Annotated in this window: 14 protein-coding genes; 8 read left to right on the top strand and 6 right to left on the bottom strand. The window is 64.8% G+C overall.

Annotated elements, in window-relative coordinates:
• Positions 1–142: 142 nt before the first annotated feature.
• The 3 genes from murQ to murA all read right to left on the bottom strand — a co-directional run bounded on the left by murQ (position 143) and on the right by murA (position 3,365).
• Positions 143–1,066 carry an N-acetylmuramic acid 6-phosphate etherase gene (gene murQ, locus EN808_RS14550; protein WP_135916205.1) on the bottom strand — a complete coding sequence of 308 codons (924 nt, stop codon included), beginning with the start codon at positions 1,064–1,066 and terminating at the stop codon, positions 143–145.
• A gap of 164 nt (positions 1,067–1,230) precedes the next feature.
• Positions 1,231–2,112 carry an N-acetylglucosamine kinase gene (locus EN808_RS14555; protein ID WP_135916206.1) on the bottom strand — a complete coding sequence of 294 codons (882 nt, stop codon included), beginning with the start codon at positions 2,110–2,112 and terminating at the stop codon, positions 1,231–1,233.
• Positions 2,109–3,365 (bottom strand): UDP-N-acetylglucosamine 1-carboxyvinyltransferase, encoded by a 1,257-nt coding sequence (gene murA / locus EN808_RS14560; protein WP_135916207.1) that lies wholly within the window; start codon positions 3,363–3,365, stop codon positions 2,109–2,111. Before murA ends, EN808_RS14555 begins: the two co-directional genes overlap by 4 nt.
• A 172-nt stretch (positions 3,366–3,537) precedes the next feature.
• On the opposite strand from murA, the gene EN808_RS14565 reads away from it, so the two are divergent.
• The gene (locus tag EN808_RS14565) at positions 3,538–4,389 is read left to right on the top strand and encodes a MurR/RpiR family transcriptional regulator (protein ID WP_135916208.1); all 852 of its coding nucleotides are present in this window, start codon (positions 3,538–3,540) and stop codon (positions 4,387–4,389) included.
• 13 nt (positions 4,390–4,402) lie between these two features.
• On the opposite strand, the gene EN808_RS14570 is transcribed toward EN808_RS14565, so the two are convergent.
• The 3 genes from EN808_RS14570 to EN808_RS14580 all read right to left on the bottom strand — a co-directional run bounded on the left by EN808_RS14570 (position 4,403) and on the right by EN808_RS14580 (position 8,953).
• Positions 4,403–5,758, bottom strand: coding sequence for a glutamine synthetase family protein (locus EN808_RS14570; RefSeq protein ID WP_127870613.1), 1,356 nt, complete (start codon positions 5,756–5,758; stop codon positions 4,403–4,405).
• 248 nt (positions 5,759–6,006) lie between these two features.
• Complete coding sequence (locus tag EN808_RS14575; protein ID WP_127870614.1) at positions 6,007–6,705, bottom strand: GntR family transcriptional regulator; 699 nt, start codon at positions 6,703–6,705, stop codon at positions 6,007–6,009.
• Positions 6,706–6,892: 187 nt separating this feature from the next.
• A complete protein-coding gene (locus EN808_RS14580) occupies positions 6,893–8,953 on the bottom strand; it encodes a N,N-dimethylformamidase beta subunit family domain-containing protein (protein WP_135916209.1) in 2,061 nt (686 codons plus the stop codon).
• A 42-nt stretch (positions 8,954–8,995) separates the two neighbouring features.
• Here EN808_RS14580 and EN808_RS14585 point away from each other — a divergent pair, with 42 nt between their 5' ends.
• From EN808_RS14585 to EN808_RS14615, 7 genes are all read left to right on the top strand, one after another.
• The gene (locus EN808_RS14585) at positions 8,996–9,310 is read left to right on the top strand and encodes a hypothetical protein (protein ID WP_135916210.1); all 315 of its coding nucleotides are present in this window, start codon (positions 8,996–8,998) and stop codon (positions 9,308–9,310) included.
• A gap of 88 nt (positions 9,311–9,398) precedes the next feature.
• Complete coding sequence (gene ftsZ / locus EN808_RS14590; protein ID WP_135881619.1) at positions 9,399–10,436, top strand: cell division protein FtsZ; 1,038 nt, start codon at positions 9,399–9,401, stop codon at positions 10,434–10,436.
• Between the two features lie 185 nt (positions 10,437–10,621).
• Complete coding sequence (locus EN808_RS14595) at positions 10,622–12,007, top strand: SWIM zinc finger family protein (RefSeq protein WP_245512072.1); 1,386 nt, start codon at positions 10,622–10,624, stop codon at positions 12,005–12,007.
• Positions 12,004–13,443 carry a DUF5691 domain-containing protein gene (locus tag EN808_RS14600; protein WP_135916211.1) on the top strand — a complete coding sequence of 480 codons (1,440 nt, stop codon included), beginning with the start codon at positions 12,004–12,006 and terminating at the stop codon, positions 13,441–13,443. Before EN808_RS14595 ends, EN808_RS14600 begins: the two co-directional genes overlap by 4 nt.
• Before the next feature lie 20 nt (positions 13,444–13,463).
• On the top strand, positions 13,464–14,543 hold the full coding sequence (locus EN808_RS14605; protein ID WP_135865188.1) for an AAA family ATPase: 1,080 nt from the start codon (positions 13,464–13,466) through the stop codon (positions 14,541–14,543).
• Between the two features lie 4 nt (positions 14,544–14,547).
• Positions 14,548–16,797, top strand: a complete 2,250-nt coding sequence (locus EN808_RS14610) for a DUF5682 family protein (RefSeq protein ID WP_135916212.1) — start codon at positions 14,548–14,550, stop codon at positions 16,795–16,797.
• Positions 16,798–16,807: 10 nt separating this feature from the next.
• A complete protein-coding gene (locus EN808_RS14615) occupies positions 16,808–18,025 on the top strand; it encodes a VWA domain-containing protein (protein ID WP_245525075.1) in 1,218 nt (405 codons plus the stop codon).
• The last annotated feature ends 256 nt before the right edge of the window (positions 18,026–18,281 follow it).

Consider the following 18,281-nt stretch of genomic DNA (forward strand, 5'->3'; position numbering starts at 1 on the left):
CGATGCCTTGCAGTTTCCGTCGGCCGCTTCCAAGGCACACATGCTTTGGAGTATCGGCCCAGTCTATGCGGCTTGACGCCGTCTTGTCCCATGCGGCTTCTTGCCGTCATGTCTAAAGCGGCTTCAGCCGTTTTGTCCGGGCTTAGGCCGCTTCGTCGCTGATCGCCTTTCGCAGGAACCCTCCGGCCTTGAACAGCGCGGCCCGCGCCACTTCGACGTCGAGGCCGGTAATCGTCACCAGGATCGCCAGCTTGACGTCATTGCCGGTCCGGTCGAGCGCCTGTCGCGCCTGCGGAGGGGTGCAGCCGGTCGTCTGCATGACGATCCTGATCGCCCGGGCGACCAGTTTCCGGTTCGACGGGTTCAGGTCGACCATCAGATTCTGGTAGCTCTTGCCGATGCGGATCATCGAGGCCGTGGTCAGCATGTTGAGCACCAGCTTCTGCGCGGTGCCCGATTTCAGACGCGTCGAGCCGGTGAGAACCTCCGGGCCGACGACAGGCGAGATGGCGATGTCGGCGATGCCGGTAATGGTCGATGCCGGATTGCAGGACAGCGCGACCGTCGCCGCGCCCAACTGCTTGGCATAGGTCAGGCCGCCGATCACATAGGGCGTGCGCCCGCTGACCGCGATGCCGACCACCACGTCATCGGGTGTGAGCCCGATGTCCTGCAAGGCCTTGGCGCCCATCTTCGGGTCATCTTCGGCGCCTTCCAGCGAGCGCACCAGCGCGTCGGATCCACCGGCGATCAGGCCGACGACCATGCCTTCGGGTACGCCGAAGGTCGGCGGGCATTCCGAAGCGTCGAGCACGCCAAGCCGGCCGCTGGTGCCGGCGCCGATGTAGATCAGCCGCGCGCCTTTCTGGAAGGCGAGCACGATGCGATCCACCGCGGCGGCGATTTCCGGCATGACCTTTTCGACGGCCGCCGGGACAAGCCTGTCCTCGTCATTGATCCTGCGCAGGACGTCGATGGTCGGCAACAGGTCGATGTCGACGGTCCTTGGGTTCCGGCCTTCGGAAACCAGCCGGTCCAGCTCAGACATCAACCCTTGCTCGGTCATTCCAGCGCTTTCAAAATCATGCTGCACGGCGTCCGGCACCGCTCGACGGGCGGAGCGCGTCCGGATCCTGGGTCCGTCATCGCAGTTTTCTTTGTTAACTTTTTAGAATTCAATATTCACATCGTCAATCGAATTTTGGAATATTTTATTCCTATCTTGTCGACCTAGCCTCCGCCAACCGACCTCTTGGCAAGAATGATCGCGCCGGACACGGCGTCGCCGTCGGCGGGCTTCAGGCGTCGGCGCACGTCAGGGGAAAGCCAGGGTTCGAGTGGGCTGGCGAGGCCACCGAGCAAGGTCACGCGCGGCGCGCCTTTTTCGAACAGCACCCGCACCAGTGTGTCGATCTGTTCGGCGGCGCTTTGCACGATGCGGCGTCCGACAGGGTCGCCCTGGTCGGCATGGCGCATCACCATGGGTGCAAGCGCGGCATAGTCCGTCGCGCTGGCGCGGTCCATCCAGGTGACGGCCTCCATCGGGTCGCCGGCGAAGCGCTGCATGACCTCCGCCAGCAACGCGGTCCGTTCGTGCCGGCCGTCATGGGCGCGCAATGCCAATTGCACGGCTTTCAGTCCGAGGTCGGCGCCGCTGCCCTCGTCGGAGATCGGAAATCCATAGCCGCCGGCGCGCAGGTCGCGGCCCTCGACAAAGCCAAGGCCGATCGAGCCTGTCCCGGCAATGACGATGGCGCCGTCCTTGCCGGAGTGCGCGCCAAGGCAGGCGCCGACGCCGTCGCTGACGAAATCGGTGCTGGCAAAGGGATGCGCGATTGCCCGCAGCGCCTCCAGCGCGCCCTTGCGGCCGATACCGGCAAGGCCGATGCCGGCATGGATCCGCGCGGTCTCGGCTGGCGCGAAACCTGCTTCCTCGATCGCCGCGCCGAAGGCTTTCGCGATCGAGGCCCAGGCTGCCTCGATGCCGAGCCGCGTCGTCGCCGGGCCGGACAGGCCCTGTCCCAGCACCACGCCTTGCGGGTCCTCGAGGCGGGCGCGGCAACCAGTGCCGCCACCATCGACGCCGAGGAAATAATGCGCCTCGGTATTCATGCGCCCAGCCGCTCGATGTCGGCGCCGCAAAGGCGCAGCTTGCGGTCCAGTTGCTCATAGCCGCGGTCGAGGTGATAGACGCGGTTGATTGTTGTCTCGCCTTCACTGACCAGCGCCGCCAGCACCAGCGACACCGAAGCGCGCAGGTCGGTGGCCATCACTTGCGCGCCATGGAGCTTCGCGCCGCCGCGCACCAGCGCCATGGTGCCTTGCAGCTTGATGTTGGCGCCGAGCCGCATCAGTTCGGGCACATGCATGAAGCGGTTCTCGAAGATGGTTTCGCGCAGCAGCGACGCACCCTCCGCGCAGCACATCAGCGCCATGAACTGCGCCTGCAGGTCGGTCGGAAAACCGGGATAGGGTTCGGTCGTCAGGTCGGCGGCCTTGAGCGGCCGGTCGCGCGACACGATCAGGCCGCGATCGCCCGGCCAGACGCTGACCCCCGTCGCCTCCAGCAATTGCACCACCGAGGCCATGTGTTCGAGCCGGGCATGGGTGAGTTCGAGCTGGCCGCCGGTGATCGCCGCGGCGATCGCATAGGTGCCGGCCTCGATGCGGTCGGGGATGATGTCGTGCCTGGCGGCCTGCCAGCTGGTGTCGCCCGCAATCAGGATGCGGTGCGTGCCGGCGCCCTCGATGCGCGCACCCATGGCGTTGAGGCAAGCCGCGAGATCGGCCACTTCGGGTTCGCGCGCGGCGTTGAGGACTTCGGTTTCGCCCTTGGCCGTGGTCGCCGCCATCATGGCGGTTTCCGTCGCTCCGACCGATGGCGAGGGGAGCACGATGCGGGTGCCGGTCAATCCGTTCGGCGCCGAGGCAACGATCAGGCCGTTCTCGATGGCGATCCTGGCGCCGAGTGCGGCGAGTGCGGCGACATGCATGTCGACCGGCCGCGCGCCGATCGCGCAGCCGCCCGGCAGCGAAACCCGCGCATGGCCGAACCGCGCCAGCAACGGCGCCAGGACGAGCACCGTCGCCCGCATCTTCCGCACCGTGTCGTAGGACGTCTCCTTGGAGACGGCGGCACTGGTGTCGATGGTCGCGGCATGGGCGGACCGCGTCACGTCGGCGCCGTGAAGCCGTACCACACCGAGCATGTTTTCGACGTCGGTCACATCGGGCAGGTTGGTCAGTTCGAGCGGGTAGGGGCTGAGCAGCGAAGCCGCGATCTGCGGCAAAGCGGCATTCTTGGCGCCCGATATGGTGACCGCGCCTTGCAGTCTCTGTCCGCCGACGATCCGCAATCTGTCCATGACTGAAACCTTGATGATGAGGGCCACGCCCGGGATCTGCCTGGGAAAGCCTGCTCCGAATCCCGGATATTGATCCGGGTCGAGTTGAGAATTAATTCTGCGTTCTTGGCTGTCAATCGAGATTGGAATAATTTATTCCTCGTCTTGCAAGTCTGAACAGCGAGGAATTCCCGTGTCCGTCCTAAGCAGGATCAATGCGAAGCTCGACGGCATGGCGCCCGGCGATCGCGAGATCGGCCGGTACATCGTCGACAATCCCGACCAGATGCTGCGCCTGTCGACGGCGGCGCTCGCGGCCGAGATCGGCCGCAGCCAGTCGAGTGTCGTCAAGTTCAGCCAGAAGCTCGGTTATGCCAGCTACCAGGAGCTCAAGCTCGCCGTCAGCGAGGCCAAGGCGCAGGACTGGCAGGTGCCGGCCGGTGTCATCCATGGTTCGATCGAGGTCGGCGACAACTTTCCGGTCATCCTGAAGAAGCTGATCGGCAGCAAGCTGCTGTCGATGCAGCAGACCGTCGCCGCCAACAGCGAGCGCATCATCTCCCGGACGCTGGAACTGCTGGATGGCGCGCGCCGCATCCATCTGGTCGGCGTCGGCGCCTCCTCGCTGGTGGCGCGCGACTTCTCCTACAAGCTGATGAAGCTCGGCCGCAATGTGCTGCACGACAGCGACAGCCACATCCAGATGGCCAATGCCGCGACGCTCGGGCCTGGCGACGTGCTGTTCGCGATCTCCTATTCCGGCGCCAGCATCGAAACCTTGCGCATCGCCGAACTTGCAGCCAAGCGCGGAACAATGGTGATCGCCGTCACCGGCCTGCACGACAATCCGCTGAGCCGGGTCGCCGACATCCGCCTCTACACCATCGCCGACGAGGAGCGAGCGCGCTCCTCCTCCATCACCGCGCGCGACGCGCAGCTCACACTAACCGACCTGTTGTTCATCCTGTTGGTGCAGAGGCAGCCCGACGCCAACGACTATGTCCACAACAGCGAGGCGGCGGTCTCGGTGCTGAAGGCCGGATGATCGCCGTAAACACTCAGACGCTTTCGAGATAGGTCTCGATCTCGAAGTCGCTGACGTTGAGGGCAAAGGTGTTCAACTCCTGGCGTTTGCAGGCGACAAAAGAGTCGCGCAGGATCGCCGGGAAGATCTCCGCCACATGCGTTCCACCTTCGAAAGTGGCGATCGCGGAGGCCCAGTCCGGCGGTAGCTTGGCTGGCGCCGCGCCTTGGCCATCGCTCCCGGTAGGCTCGCCCGGCGACATCTGTCTTTCGATGCCGATCAGGGCTGCTCCCAATATGGCGGCAAGCACCAGATAGGGATTGGCATCCGCCCCCGACACGCGATGCTCGATGCGGCGCGCCCCGGTCGGGCCGCCGGGAATGCGGATCGCGACCATGCGGTTCTCGTAACCCCAGGCGACCGCGGTCGGTGCATAGGAGCGCGGGCGAAGGCGGCGATACGAATTGAAGTGCGGTGCGAAGACCAGCGTGCTCTCGGCCATCGCCGCCAGCAGCCCGCCGACCGCGTTGCGCATGGTTTCGGAGCCCTGATCAGTGCCGTCGTCGAACACGTTGCGACCGTCGGCGTCGACCAGGCTGAAATGGACGTGAAACCCGTTGCCGGCCCGGTCGCCATAGGGCTTGGCCATGAAGCAGGCGGCAAAGCCATGCTTGCGGGCAATGCCCTTCACCGTGCGTTTGAACAACACCGCATCGTCGGCGGCCCGCAGGGCGTCCGCGACATGGTTGAGGTTGATCTCGAACTGGCCGACGCCGTTTTCGGCAATCGCCGTGTCGACGGGAATGCCTTGCGCCCGGCAGGCCTCGTAGACGTCGTGGATGAAGGCCTCGAAATCGTCGATCTCGTCGATCGACAATGCCGCGTCGGAATCGAGACGCCGCCCGGTGACCGGCGAGACAGGTCCGACCGGCCGCTGCGACTGCGGATCAACCAGGTAGAATTCAAGTTCTGTCGCCGCGACCGGGGTCAGGCCGAGCGCCTTGTAACGGTCGAGGATACGGGCAAGCGCGCGCCGGGGATCGCCGAGATAGGGCGCTCCGCTCTCGTCGGCCAGCCAGAGCGGGACAAGCGCGGTCGGATGCGCGGTCCAGTCCACCGGCAGGATGCCGCGTCCCGTCCATTGGCAAAGGCCGTCGGCATCGCCGGTGGAGAAAACCAGCGTGTTGCCTTCGATATCCTCGCCCCAGATGTCGAGCCCGATCAGCGAGTAGGGCATGCGCAGCTTGCCTTCGAGCGCCTTGCGGGCCTGCTCTACCGGGATGCGTTTTCCCCGCATGACGCCGTTGAGGTCGCACACCGCCGCCCTCAGGCTCTGGATGTCGTTTCTGCTTTCAAGCCAGCTCAGAACGTCCGCAATTGCATCGCTCAATTTCCGTTACCTCTGGTTCCCTGCGGTGCCGCGCCTGAGGCGGCCACCCTATTTAACGACAAGACAGCTGATGAGTTCATGAAGGCATCTCCGACATCAGTCGGAAGAATTTCCTTCATTTTTTCAGATCATTAGCCGGGATGTCAGGAGGCATTTCAGGAACCAATTGCGCGATTTGCGATCGCAACATAGCGGCAAGGCAAGGGAAAGCCAAGTGGCATCTGGTGACGGGTCCAGGAGACCCTGGTCTAGCTCCTCGCTTCCGGAAACCTGGCCTGCCGCAGGATATGCGCGGCGCCCTCGTCGATGTCGCGAACGATGGCCGCGCGCGCCCGCGCGCCGTCCTGTGCCTCGATCGCCGCGACGACTTCCTCGTGATAGTCGATGTCCAGAATGGAGGAGAGGTCGTCCTCGAACCCCATGGCGAGGTTTCTGAGAAACGGGCCGACCTGCATCCACACCGTCTCGATCAGGAAGACCATCTGCTCGTTGCCGCAATGACGGTAGATCGAGAATTTGAAATCGTGGTTCTTCCTGAGATAGTCGCCGATGTCGCCCTTGCGGGCGGCCAGGGTCAATTCCGCGCAATGGCGTCGGATCGCCCGCAGATTGTTGCCGTTGATCAGTTTTGTCGCAAGCTCGGTCGCCGGGCCTTCGAGGATCGTGCGCACGGCGGTCAACTGCGAGAACCTTTCGGCCGAGATCACCGGCACCTCGACGCTGCCGTTCGGCATCGGACTCAGCGCCCGCAAGGCCTGCAACCGCATGAAGGCACTGCGCACCGGCATGTCGCTGGTGCCCAGTTCCCTGGCGAGCTTGCGCGAGGTCAGCTTCTGGCCGGGCAGGAATTGCCCTGACATCAAAGCCCGCACGAGCTCCAGATAGACCTTCTCGTGCAAGGGCACAGTGTCGACGGCGGTCAAACCGAAATGTGTTCTGTCGGCCATTGGCGGGGGCGTTGCTTCATGCGTTCTGAAATTGACCTGACGACACGCGCCGCGGACAAACCTTGAGCCGGGCACGGCGGGAACACCCAAGCCGCCGATTGATCATGCATGATAGACGCTTCGGTCGTTGCGCGGCAAGCCAACTGCCCCAACCGGCGCGGTGCGGTGGGTTGCCTTCCTTTCCGGGCTATCGATCCCCGGCCTGCCGGCTCTTTTCCGCCGCCAGATGCGTCAGCAAATTCTTGGTGATCCGGCCGACGTCGTTCATGGCATCGCCCGCCGGCAGGGCGCCGCACCAGGCGACCGAACTCGCGCAGAAGATCAGGCCGCCCGAAGACAGATGGCGCAGCGTCATCTCCGCGCAGCGGCGGCCGTCGCGCGCGCTGCTACCTCCCTCGTACCAACGGGTGGCATCATGGACGAAGCTGTCCGGGAAGCCGGTCGCGCGGGCAATGACCATGGTGTCGGGGGACGTGCCCAGATGCGCATCGGTGGCATCGACTTCGTAGCCGGCCGCGCCGCCAAGCACGATGCCCTCGTCACCGAAGGTCTCGCTGGTGACGCCGTCGAACAACCACGCGGCCGAGGGTTGATGGCTTTCCGGCGTGCGTGTGAAGGGTCGCGCGCCGTCAAAACCCATCAGCGAGATGGCGACGCCGGTCAGCGAGAATTCACCGCGCCCACTGGCGCGCAGATAGCCGCCCGGCTGGTTGGTGATCGACAGTGACTGTTCGGCAATGGGGCCGTCCCAGGTCCGGCCCGCCTCGAGCGGCGAGCGGCGCAGTTCCATCAGATCGTCCTTGAATGCGACCTTGCCGGCAAAGCCATTGCCGCCGAGATAGGCGATGCCGCCGCCCGCCGCCGCGAACTGGCGCAGCGCATGCTCCATCTCGACCGACATATATTCGGGATGGCTGCCGGTGATGACAGCCTGATAATCCTGCAGGCCGGCAAGGCCCCGCTCATGCAGATCGCGGTCGGTGATGAGATCGAAGGCAATGCCGTTGCTGTGGCAGAAGCGCAGAAAGTGCAGGTCGACCGGCAGATTGTGCGGGCAGCCGCACAGCGGATAATTGTAGTCGTCGCGCAGCGTCGCCTTCGGCTTCCTGGTGGAACAGATAGACACGCCGCTGAGATCGCTGTGGTAGTCGTAGAGCGACTTCAGATTGTTGTCGATCGCGAAGCGATGGCCGCGATCCTCGCACATCCATTCGTAGAGATGCGCTGGCAGGAATTCATCGGCATAGGCGAGATAGGTGGCCGTCGGCACCAGGAACAACAGCGGCGCCCGGCGCACCGACGAAGTGATGAAGAAGACGACGCGCTCCGATCCTTCATCGTGACCGACCTCGAAGGCATAGACTCCGGCCGGCGCCTCGGCGGGAACCTGTAACTGGTAGGAGGCGGGCCACTGCAACGCGCCCATGTCGTCGTCGTGGCAATGCACGGCGTCGTAATGCGCCGGCACCAGGCGGGGGTCGAAACTCGACCCGTCCCAGCGCCGCGAGGTCATGCAGAAAGCGGGCTGGTTGATCGTTTCCAGCAAGAGGACGCGATCGGCGCCTGTCGAAGAGAGCGGGCCGCTCGGCAGCAGGGTGGGAAACGCCCAGGCGATGCGACCGGCCGCGGTTCGCAGCGCGATTGCCGAGAACTTGGCGTTGAGCGACCTCAGGTCGTTTGCCGCGCTGGTCCCGAAGACCATGTCTCCGGACAGGGGCCGCCAGGGCAGGTCGAATTGACGATGCAGGCGAAACGGCGACAGGAGATCGTCCGAGCCGATGCGCAACACGGTCACGCCGTCGTTTGACGAAATCTCGACCATGAGCCAGGTGTTTGCCGGCAAGGCCACGTGGGTTTCGAGCGGCTTGCCGTCGTGGCCTGACGTCAGCCGCCCGTCCTGCAAGCCGAGGCGCAGGTTTCCGCTCTCGAACAGCACGCGGGCGCCATCGTTGCGCGTCAAATACACTTCGAAGGCGACGCCTTCGATCTCGGTGGCCTTGCCCAGTTCCGCCGCCGCGATCTTCAGGAAGGATCCGTGATCGAAATCGCGGTGGGACACGGCATTTCCCGTCGGCTCGACGCGCCAGCCCATCGGCTCGGCCGCGGGAGTATCGAGCCGCACGACGTGCACGTCGCGTAGCTGCCGCGACGACGAGACATGAAGGGCGACCGGTGTTCCGGCCGCTGTATGCCAGGGAACGGTGTAGCCTGAGACGGCCATGGCGCCGTGATCGACGGGGCGTTTCATCGCCGCGAAAGTCCGCGCCGCCATCCCGGCTGACGCAATCTCATGGCTGGCAAACTGGACAACTCTTTCATGCCTTTTTGGGTTCTGGAAGGGAGATATACCCCTCCAGCTTTGATTGATGTCGAACTCCGCGGAGATCTCGTCCTGGCCATTGAGACGATCGGCAAAGGCGGGCTCCGCCCGGCCATCGCCAGGCATCCGTCGTGGCGCCTGATCCGCGACGACAGTATCGCGATCACCCGGGACCGGACAATCGCGTTCTCGCAGGTCGGCCTCTTCATCACAAAACTTGACCCTCACACACTTGCACGTGCGGCCGCTCTCTGGCTCTTTGGGGTACCCATCCGAACGGACTGATTCGCGTCATGCCGCTCGATTGCAATGTCCTACGGGCAGTCTGCTTGTGGGTCGTGAAGCGCACGCAATTGGCGAAGGAGAAGCAGGCATGGCCGAGTTCAAGAAGCCGGAAATCTCCGAGATGAGACCCAAGATCACCGTTATCGGCGTCGGCGGCGGTGGCGGCAACGCGATCAACAACATGATCGTGGAACAGCTTCAGGGAACCGAGTTCATTGCCGCCAACACCGATGCCCAGGCGCTGACCATGTCGAAGGCGACACGGCTGATCCAGCTTGGCGCGCACGTCACGGAAGGCCTCGGCGCCGGCTCGTTGCCCGAGATTGGGCGTGCCGCGGCCGAGGAATCGCTTGACGAGATCATGGATCATCTGGCCGGCACCCATATGTGTTTCGTCACCGCCGGCATGGGCGGCGGCACCGGAACCGGTGCTGCTCCTATCATCGCCCAGGCGGCGCGCAAGGCCGGCATCCTCACGGTCGGCGTCGTCACCAAGCCGTTCACCTTCGAGGGCAGGCGCCGCATGCAGATGGCCGAAGAGGGCATCGAGCGGCTGCGCGAGGCCGCCGACACGGTGATCGTGATTCCCAACCAGAACCTGTTCCGCATCGCCGATGCCAAGACCACCTTCGCCGACGCTTTCGTGATCGCCGACCGGGTGCTTTATTCCGGCGTCAGCTGCATCACCGACCTCATCGTCAAGGAAGGCCTGATCAACCTCGACTTCGCCGACGTCAAATCGGTGATGCGCGGCATGGGCCGCGCCATGATGGGAACCGGCGAGGCGTCCGGCGACGGCCGTGCGATGAAGGCGGCGGAAGCCGCGATCGCCAACCCGCTGCTCGACGAAATGTCCATGAAGGGCGCCAAGGGCGTCCTGGTGTCGATATCGGGCGGCAGGGACATGACCCTGTTCGAGGTCGACGAGGCGGCCACGCGCATCCGCGAGGAAGTCTACGAGGACGCCGACATCATCGTCGGTGCCATCTTCGACAAGAGCATGGAAGGCCGGTTCAGGGTCTCAGTGGTGGCGACGGGGCTCGATCGTTCGCTGGCCGAGGGGGAGGTCCATGCCGATATGGCGCGTGACCATCCAGGCCACGCGCCGACACGAATCCTCCAATAGAATTTATTGGCGGGTCTCGCCAATATCGCCTTTTTGCGTGCGCAGCGGGCTGGTAGAGACAATCGGCACGCAGCGCCTGTATTGATCTCCAGTCCGCCGCTGCTACAAGAATCCGTCACAGACGGCCATCTATACTGGCAACTGGCATTCGTTCTGGCGACCAGAGGCGCGGCTTGGAATTTGACTTGAAAACGATCGAGGCGCTTGCCCCTGACCAGGCATCGCTGAGCGCCGCTTCCAAGCTGACCAAACGATCGAACTGGCCACGCCTCGAAAAGAACGAAGCGCTGGCCCTTATGTGGGGCGAGTGTCAGGGATCCGGTTCCAATCCCTATCGTGTGGTCGTCGACACCGGCGATCATGGCTATAAATGCACGTGCCCGTCGCGGAAATTCCCCTGCAAGCACAGCCTGGCCTTGATGTGGATCGCCGCCACGGTGCCGACCAGTTTTACCCCCGCCGATTCGACGCCGGAGTGGGTGAATGATTGGCTCGGCCGCCGCAGGAAGACCACGCCGCCGAGCACGCAACAGGCCTCGGGTGCCGGCGGCAAGAGCATCGGTGAAGCCGCGCGGACCGACGAGAGCACCGAGGTGGAAGACACGGCGGCCGTGGAACGCCGCGAAGCGGCACAGCGCAAGCGGGCCGAGGAGACACGATCTTCGGTCTCGGCGGCGCTGGACGAGATGGACCAGTGGATATCGGATCAGTTACGGCTTGGTCTTGCCGGATTTGTCGACAACAGCGGCGACCGTTGCCGCCGGATTGCCGCGCGGCTGGTCGACATGAAGGCGACGGCCCTTGCCGGCCGTCTCGATGAGATTCCGTCGCGGTTGATGTCGCTTCGCAGCGAAGAACGGCCCGATGCGGCGATCCGCGAACTTGGCAAGCTGGTGCTGCTGGCCAAGGCCTGGCGTGCCGCGCCCGACGATCCCGAAATGAAGCGGTTGGTGTCGACTTCCGAAACGCGCGAGCAGGTTCTGGCCAGCCCCCACGCGGTCCAGGTCGAAAGTGCATGGGAGGTTCTCGGCGAGAAGATCGAGACCCGCCGCGACGGTCTCGTCAGCCATTCGACCTGGCTGCTCGATATCAGGAGTGCCGCTCCGCAATTCGCGCTTCTGCTCGATTATTTCCCGGCTTCGGCCGGCCGCCGGTCCAACGCCTTCACACCAGGCGACCGCTTCGACGCGCGGCTGATCTTCTATCCGTCACGCCAGCCGCTGCGTGCCCTGGTGATGGACCGCAAGGGTAAGGTTTCGTCGGGCGAGTGGCCTGCTGTTGCGTCGAGCGAAACGGATCCGCTCGCCACGCATCTTTTCTGTCAGGACGCGGCGCCGTGGCTCACCGATTGTCCTGTCATGCTGCCGCCAGGCGCGATCCTGCTCGACGACCGGGGCGCGCCCTGGTGGCAGGCGGCTGGCGACCCGAACGGCATCGCTCTGCCGATCAACGAGGCTGTCAGTCCAACCCTTCTCGGTATCGATCTCGCGGCAACGGTCGCGCTTTGGAATGGCAGCCGGCTCGACCTCCTGGCGGCGCGGAGCAGTTTCGGGAGGCTCGACCTGTCGTGAACGAGCTTGAGCAGATCGGCCTGGCGGCGATGCGTGACTGCTGGATCACCGGCGGAACGAGCTTCGACCTGGCCCCGGTGGCGTGGCAACAAATCGCCGGCGGTTCGGACCCCGACGAGAAGGAGCGCCGGCTGCTGGTGATCGCCGCGCAGGCGCTTGAAATCGCCTTGCGGCCCGCCGCGCCATCGACGCTGAAACGCCGCCCCCCGTTACCAGCACTCGCTTTGCCGATGTTGCCCGCCCAACTGCGGCCGCTTGTCAGAGCCGCACTCAAACAGGCGGCCGACACAAGGGGCAAGGTACGGGTGGTGGCGCTTGTCGCCAGCCATGGCCTGGTGCTGCATCCGATGGACTGGATGCCGGCCGCCTCCGATCAGGACAGTCCTGATGTTTATGCCCCCTGGGTCGACTGGCAGGCGGGCGTCGAAGGGCAAAGCCATATCAGCCAAGACAGGCTGACGGCGCAAAACTGGCATGATTTCTACCCCGCGGCGCGGCGTACGGCACTGGCCGAGATGCGCCGCCGCGAACCGGCTTCGGCCCGGCTGCTGATCGAGACCAAGGGATCCGGCGAGCCTGCGGAGATCAGGCTTGCCCTTATCCAACTCATGCATTTCGGGCTGGGGCCGGATGACGTGCCGTTTCTGAAGGGCCTCTCCGCCGATCGCTCAGGCAAGGTGCGCGAACTCGCCGGCCGGCTGTTGGCAAGGTTGGGTCAGCACGGCCTTCCAGGTGAGGGCGGAGGCGAAGATCCGGTCACCGAACTTGCTGCCTTCGTCAGCGCGGGCAAATCCGGGTTCATCCGCCGTCGCACGACCTACACGCCGGTGAAACCAAAATCCCCGGCGCAGGACCAGCGCCGCGCCGAATTGTTCGGCACCTGCAATCTCGTTGATCTCGCCACACGCTTTGGCGTTGGCGAAACCGAATTCATCGCCGGTTGGCAGTTCGGCGCCGACAACAATGCCGATATCTTTTTCGCGCGAATGGTGGCCGCCTCGGGCAGCGATGGCGCGGTGGCGCAGATGGCCGACACGCTTGTCGCGGAAGGCGGCAAGCCGGCGCTTTTCGTGCTCCAGTTGATGCCGCGCCTGGATACCGGAAGAAAACAGGCCCTCATCCGGCTGATCTTGAAAGACGCGGCATATCTCGCCTCGCTCAGCCTGCTTGAAGCCGCCGAGGCGGGCTGGGTGGAGTGGGGCGACCTTGGGCAGGTCCTGCAGGCGCTGCGTCCGGCCGTTGGCGGAAGCGATGACGCCGCCAGGCGGACCGCCGACAACGTCCTCGAAATGCTTGGCTTTCTTGCCACGTCAGCCACGGCAAAGCGGCTGATCGACGAGATGGTAACAGCCGGCATGCCGCCGGCAGCCCCTTCGCTCGGCTTGCTGCGCCTCAACGCGGCGCTGGCCGAATATCAGTCCGAATCTCGAAAATGATCAAATCCGGAGAACAGCAAATGAACGCAGTCATCCGTCTTCCGGTCGAGCAGGCCTATGCCGGCGAGTTGCAGGCGCTGGCGCGTAACGACGATCGGCAAAAGCCCGCCGGCTGGAGCCTGTCGCCAAAGGCGGTGCTGACCTATCTCCTCGGCGGAAAAGCCGACGACGGCACGCCGATTACGCCGAAATATGTCGGCCGTCGCCGATTGATGGAAACCGCGGTGGCGACGCTCGCAACCGACCGCGCCCTGCTGCTGCTTGGTGTTCCCGGTACCGCCAAATCCTGGGTGTCGGAGCATCTCGCCGCCGCCATCATGGGCGACTCGACGCTGATCGTGCAGTGCACCGCCGGCACCGACGAAAACCAGATCCGCTATGGCTGGAACTACGCACAGCTTCTCGCCAAGGGCCCGAGCGAGGAGGCGCTGGTGCCGACACCGCTTTATCGCGCCATGCAAGGCGGCAAGCTCTGCCGCCTCGAGGAACTGACGCGCATGGGTTCGGACGTGCAGGATACGCTGATCACCGTGCTGTCCGAAAAGATGATGCCGATCCCCGAGCTCAACACCTCGATCTACGCGCAACGCGGCTTCAACATCATCGCCACCGCCAACAACCGCGACAAGGGCGTCAACGAATTGTCCTCGGCACTGAAGCGCCGCTTCAACGTCGTCGTGCTGCCCTTGCCCGAAGACATGGCGGAGGAGGTGGCGATCGTCTCCAAGCGAGTCGGCGAGATGGCCGGCGGTCTCGACCTGCCGGTACCGAAGAATGTCGGCGACGAGATCGCTCGCGTGCTGACCATTTTCCGCGAGCTTCGCTCGGGCGCGACATCGGACGGCAAGGTGACGTTGAAGACGCCATCCGGGTCGCTGTCCACGGCCGAGGCGATCGCGACCATGGTCGGCGGGCTCAGCCAGGCGGCATGGTTCGATGGCGGCAAGCTCGGCGCCGAAGGCCTGGCCGCCAGCCTCGTCGGTGCGATCGTGAAAGATCCGGTGCAGGACAAGCTCGTGCTGGAGGAATATCTGGAGACGGTGCTGAAGAAGCGGCCCGACTATGCCGGTTATTACGCGGCCTTGAACGCAGCGATCTGACGCCATGGCGCAGGGCGAGGTTTCCTATTTCGGCATACGCCATCACGGGCCCGGCTCCGCCGACAGTCTGGTGCAGGCATTGCAGGACTTGAAACCGGTCGCCGTGCTGATCGAGGGGCCCGCGGATGCTTCCGCGCTGCTGCCGTTGCTCGCCCGCCCCGAAATGCAGCCGCCGGTGGCGCTGCTGTGCTATCCCGAAGACGATCCGGCTTCGACAAGCTTCTGGCCGTTCGCCGAGTTCTCGCCGGAATACCAGGCGGCCCTGTGGGCCGTTGGCAACAACGCGGCATTGCGCTTCATCGACCTGCCGTCATCAGCCCGGGTAGCACCGCTTGAAGATGCGCAAGACGCTGCCGCCGACGAAACGGGAGCCGAGGTCGAGACTGAAACGGCGCCGCATCTGCGTGACCCGATCGGCGCGCTGGCACAAGCCGCCGGCTACGAGGATGGCGAAAGCTGGTGGGCAGACATCATCGAGCAGAACCCGGAGCCGGGGCCGATCTTCGCGGCCATAGCCGATGCGATGACGACACTGCGCGAAGGCGAAGGTCCGCTTGCCGAATTCGAGGCCAAACGCGAAGCGCATATGCGGCTTGAGATCGCCGCCGCGCGCGAGGAATTCGACGGGCCGATCGCTGTCGTCTGCGGCGCCTTCCATGTGCCGGCACTGCAGGCGACACGTCCGCAAAAAGAGGATCAGGCCCTCCTGAAAGGGCTAGCCCGGCGCAAGAGCACGATGACCTGGGCGCCTTGGACCGGACCGCGTCTGGCGCTTGGCTTCGGCTATGGCGCCGGCGTCGTCGCCCCCGGCTGGTGCAAGCATCTGTGGCGCACCCGCGGCCGACATGACGCGGCGACCTTGTGGCTGGCCATGATCGCCGCGGTGCTGAGGGCTAAGGGGCATATGGTCTCTACCGCCTCGCTGATCGAAGCCGAAAGGCTGGCCCGCGCGCTGGCTGTAATCCGCGAACGGCCAAAGCCCGGCTTCGAGGAATTGCGCGACGCCGCGATCGCCGCCTTGTTCAACGGCGAAGCCATCCTGTGGGCGCTGGTCGAGGCCGAACTGCTGTTGGGTGCGGATGTCGGCGAAATTCCGCCCGATACCCCGTTGGCGCCGCTGATCGAGGATCTGCAGCGCAACCAGAAGGCGGCGCGGCTGAAGCCCGAGGCGCTGGAGCGCGAATTGTCGGTCGACCTGCGCAGTGAAAGCGGGCTGTTTCGGTCGACCTTGCTGCACCGGCTGAATGTGCTTGGCGTGCATTGGGGCAAGCTGACCGACGCAGGCCGCAGCCGCGGCACCTTCCGCGAGCGCTGGACCCTGTCATGGGAGCCGGAATATGCCGTTCGCCTGGTCGAGAACCTGGTCCATGGCCCGACCATCGAAAAAGCTGCCAACGGCCGGCTGATCCAGATGATTTCCGCGGCAGCATCCCTCGATGCCTTGGCGGCACTCGTACAAGGCGCCATCACGGCAAACCTGTCGGAAGCCTCGACCGTCGGTCTCGCGACGCTGGAGGAACGCGCGGCGCACAGCAGCGAATGCCTGGAAGTCCTGGCATCGGTTCCGCCGCTCGCCGACATCATCCGCTACGGCGAAGCCCGCAAGACCGAAACCGCCCGCCTGTCCGGTCTTCTGGCGCGACTGATTGTCGAAGGCGGGATCGCACTCCCTTATGCCGCCCGTGATCTCGATGCGCAGGCTTCTTCCGCCCTGGTCGGCGCCATGCGCAAGGCCGACGAGGCGATCAAGCTGGTCGAACCGGAACAGGACGTCCTGGATGCCTGGCGCAACGGACTGGCTGCCGTGCTCGACGGATCGCGCTCGACGGCGCTGGTGGCGGGATGTGCCGCGCATCTGCTCTACGAGGCCGGCCATCTATCGGCTGAAGCAGCGGCGGGCCTGATCGCGCGGCGCCTGTCGCCGGGCACGGCGGTCACCGAGGCCGCGGGGTTCTTCGAGGGCTTCTTCAGCACCGCCGGCCAGCGGCTCATTTACGATGAAGGTTTGCGCGGAGCGGTGGACGCCTGGCTCAAATCGCTCGACGAGGAGGCATTCGTCGCGCATTTGCCGCTGTTGCGCCGGGTCTTTTCGCACCTCGACTCGATGGAGCGGCGGCGGCTGATCGAAGCGGTGCTCGGCCGCGCCAGACGCCTGCCGGCCGGGCTGACACCAACGCCTGACGGCGGCGAGGCGTGGCGCCGGCATCTCGATCGGCTCGCGCCGTTGCTCAGGGGCGAGAATGACCATGGATGACGGGATCAAAATGAGCGAATCCGGCCAGGCGGGCGACGAGCGCGAGCGCCGCTGGCGCCTGGCGATCGGCGCCGATGATCCGTCATCGGCAGCGCTTTCCGAGACCGACAAGCGGCTTTCGGCGGCACTCGATGCGCTCTATGGCGACGGCGCCGGCGATGCTGGTGCCGATCCGCGCAAGCGGCGCGGCGGGCTGGGGCGATCGGCGCCGAAAGTCGCGCAATGGATGGGCGATATCAGGTCGTTCTTTCCGGCGCAGGTGGTGCAGATCGTCCAGAAGGATGCCTTCGAACGGCTCAATTTGAAGCAAATGCTGATGGAGCCGGAATTCCTCAAGGCGATCGAGGCGGATGTCAATCTGGTCGCCGATCTGATCTCGCTGCGTTCGGTCATGCCGGCCAAGACCAAGGACGTCGCCCGCACGATCATCGCCGACATCGTCGCCAAGCTGATGCAACGGCTGGAGCAGAAGACCGCCGAGGCGATACGCGGTGCGCTCGACCGCTCGCGCCGCACCAACCGCCCGCGCCAGCGCGACATAGATTGGCCGCGCACCATTTCGGCCAACCTTCGCCACTATCAGCCCGAGCACAAGACCATCGTGCCGGAAAGATTGATCGGCTTCATGCGCCAGCAACGTCGGATGGTCGACCTGGACGAGGTTGTGCTGTGCGTCGACCAGTCCGGGTCGATGGCCAGTTCGGTGATCTATGCCTCGATATTCGCCGCCGTGATGGCCTCCTTGCCGGTGGTGCGGGCCAAGCTGGTCTGCTTCGACACGGCGATCGTCGACCTGACCGAGGAGCTCAGCGATCCGGTCGAGGTGCTGTTCGGCGTGCAACTTGGTGGCGGCACCGACATCAACCAGGCGGTCGCCTATTGCGCCGACCGCATCGAACGGCCGACCAAGTCGCATATGGTGCTGATCACCGACCTCTATGAAGGCGGCAATGGCCAGGAATTGCTGCAGCGGCTGGCGGCACTCGTTCGCTCGGGCGTCAATGTGGTCGTGCTCCTGGCGCTGACCGATCAGGGCAGGCCGGGTTATGACCCCAAAATGGCCGGGTCGGTTGCGGCACTCGGCATTCCCGTCTTTGCCTGCACGCCGGATCTGTTTCCCGACATGATGGCCGCGGCACTGCGTCGCGAGGATATCGGCGCCTGGGCTGCCGGGGCCGATATCAAGCTGGTCCGCGCCGAGGCCGATGATACCATGGCTGACGCCTGAGGCGCGACTATCTTCCCCGCCGGAAGCCCGCTTGGCATCGCCAGAGCGGCAACCCAAAAGCAACTTTGAAAGGCCCGCGGTGCTGACAGGCCCCGCGGAAGAGCCGCTTCGCATCACCACGCGCTGACATCGCCAAAGGGCCGGCCGACGCCCGCCCTGGCCATCATGTCGTGAATTGCGCGCAGCGGTCGCTTGACTCTGATCGAGCCATGTGAAAAATTTTGCAGCAACTGATAAAAATATCACCGGGACGGAA

The sequence above is a fragment of the Mesorhizobium sp. M8A.F.Ca.ET.165.01.1.1 genome, assembly GCF_004792065.1.
Lineage (GTDB): Bacteria > Pseudomonadota > Alphaproteobacteria > Rhizobiales > Rhizobiaceae > Mesorhizobium.

Coding starts and splice junctions, on each gene's coding strand:
- murQ (WP_135916205.1), bottom strand. CDS start 1,066: ATGACCGAGCAAGGGTTGATGTCTGAGCTGGACCGGCTGGTTTCCGAA.
- EN808_RS14555 (WP_135916206.1), bottom strand. CDS start 2,112: ATGAATACCGAGGCGCATTATTTCCTCGGCGTCGATGGTGGCGGCACT.
- murA (WP_135916207.1), bottom strand. CDS start 3,365: ATGGACAGATTGCGGATCGTCGGCGGACAGAGACTGCAAGGCGCGGTC.
- EN808_RS14575 (WP_127870614.1), bottom strand. CDS start 6,705: ATGGCCGACAGAACACATTTCGGTTTGACCGCCGTCGACACTGTGCCC.
- EN808_RS14580 (WP_135916209.1), bottom strand. CDS start 8,953: ATGAAACGCCCCGTCGATCACGGCGCCATGGCCGTCTCAGGCTACACC.
- EN808_RS14585 (WP_135916210.1), top strand. CDS start 8,996: ATGGCTGGCAAACTGGACAACTCTTTCATGCCTTTTTGGGTTCTGGAA.
- ftsZ (WP_135881619.1), top strand. CDS start 9,399: ATGGCCGAGTTCAAGAAGCCGGAAATCTCCGAGATGAGACCCAAGATC.
- EN808_RS14605 (WP_135865188.1), top strand. CDS start 13,464: ATGAACGCAGTCATCCGTCTTCCGGTCGAGCAGGCCTATGCCGGCGAG.
- EN808_RS14610 (WP_135916212.1), top strand. CDS start 14,548: ATGGCGCAGGGCGAGGTTTCCTATTTCGGCATACGCCATCACGGGCCC.
- EN808_RS14615 (WP_245525075.1), top strand. CDS start 16,808: ATGAGCGAATCCGGCCAGGCGGGCGACGAGCGCGAGCGCCGCTGGCGC.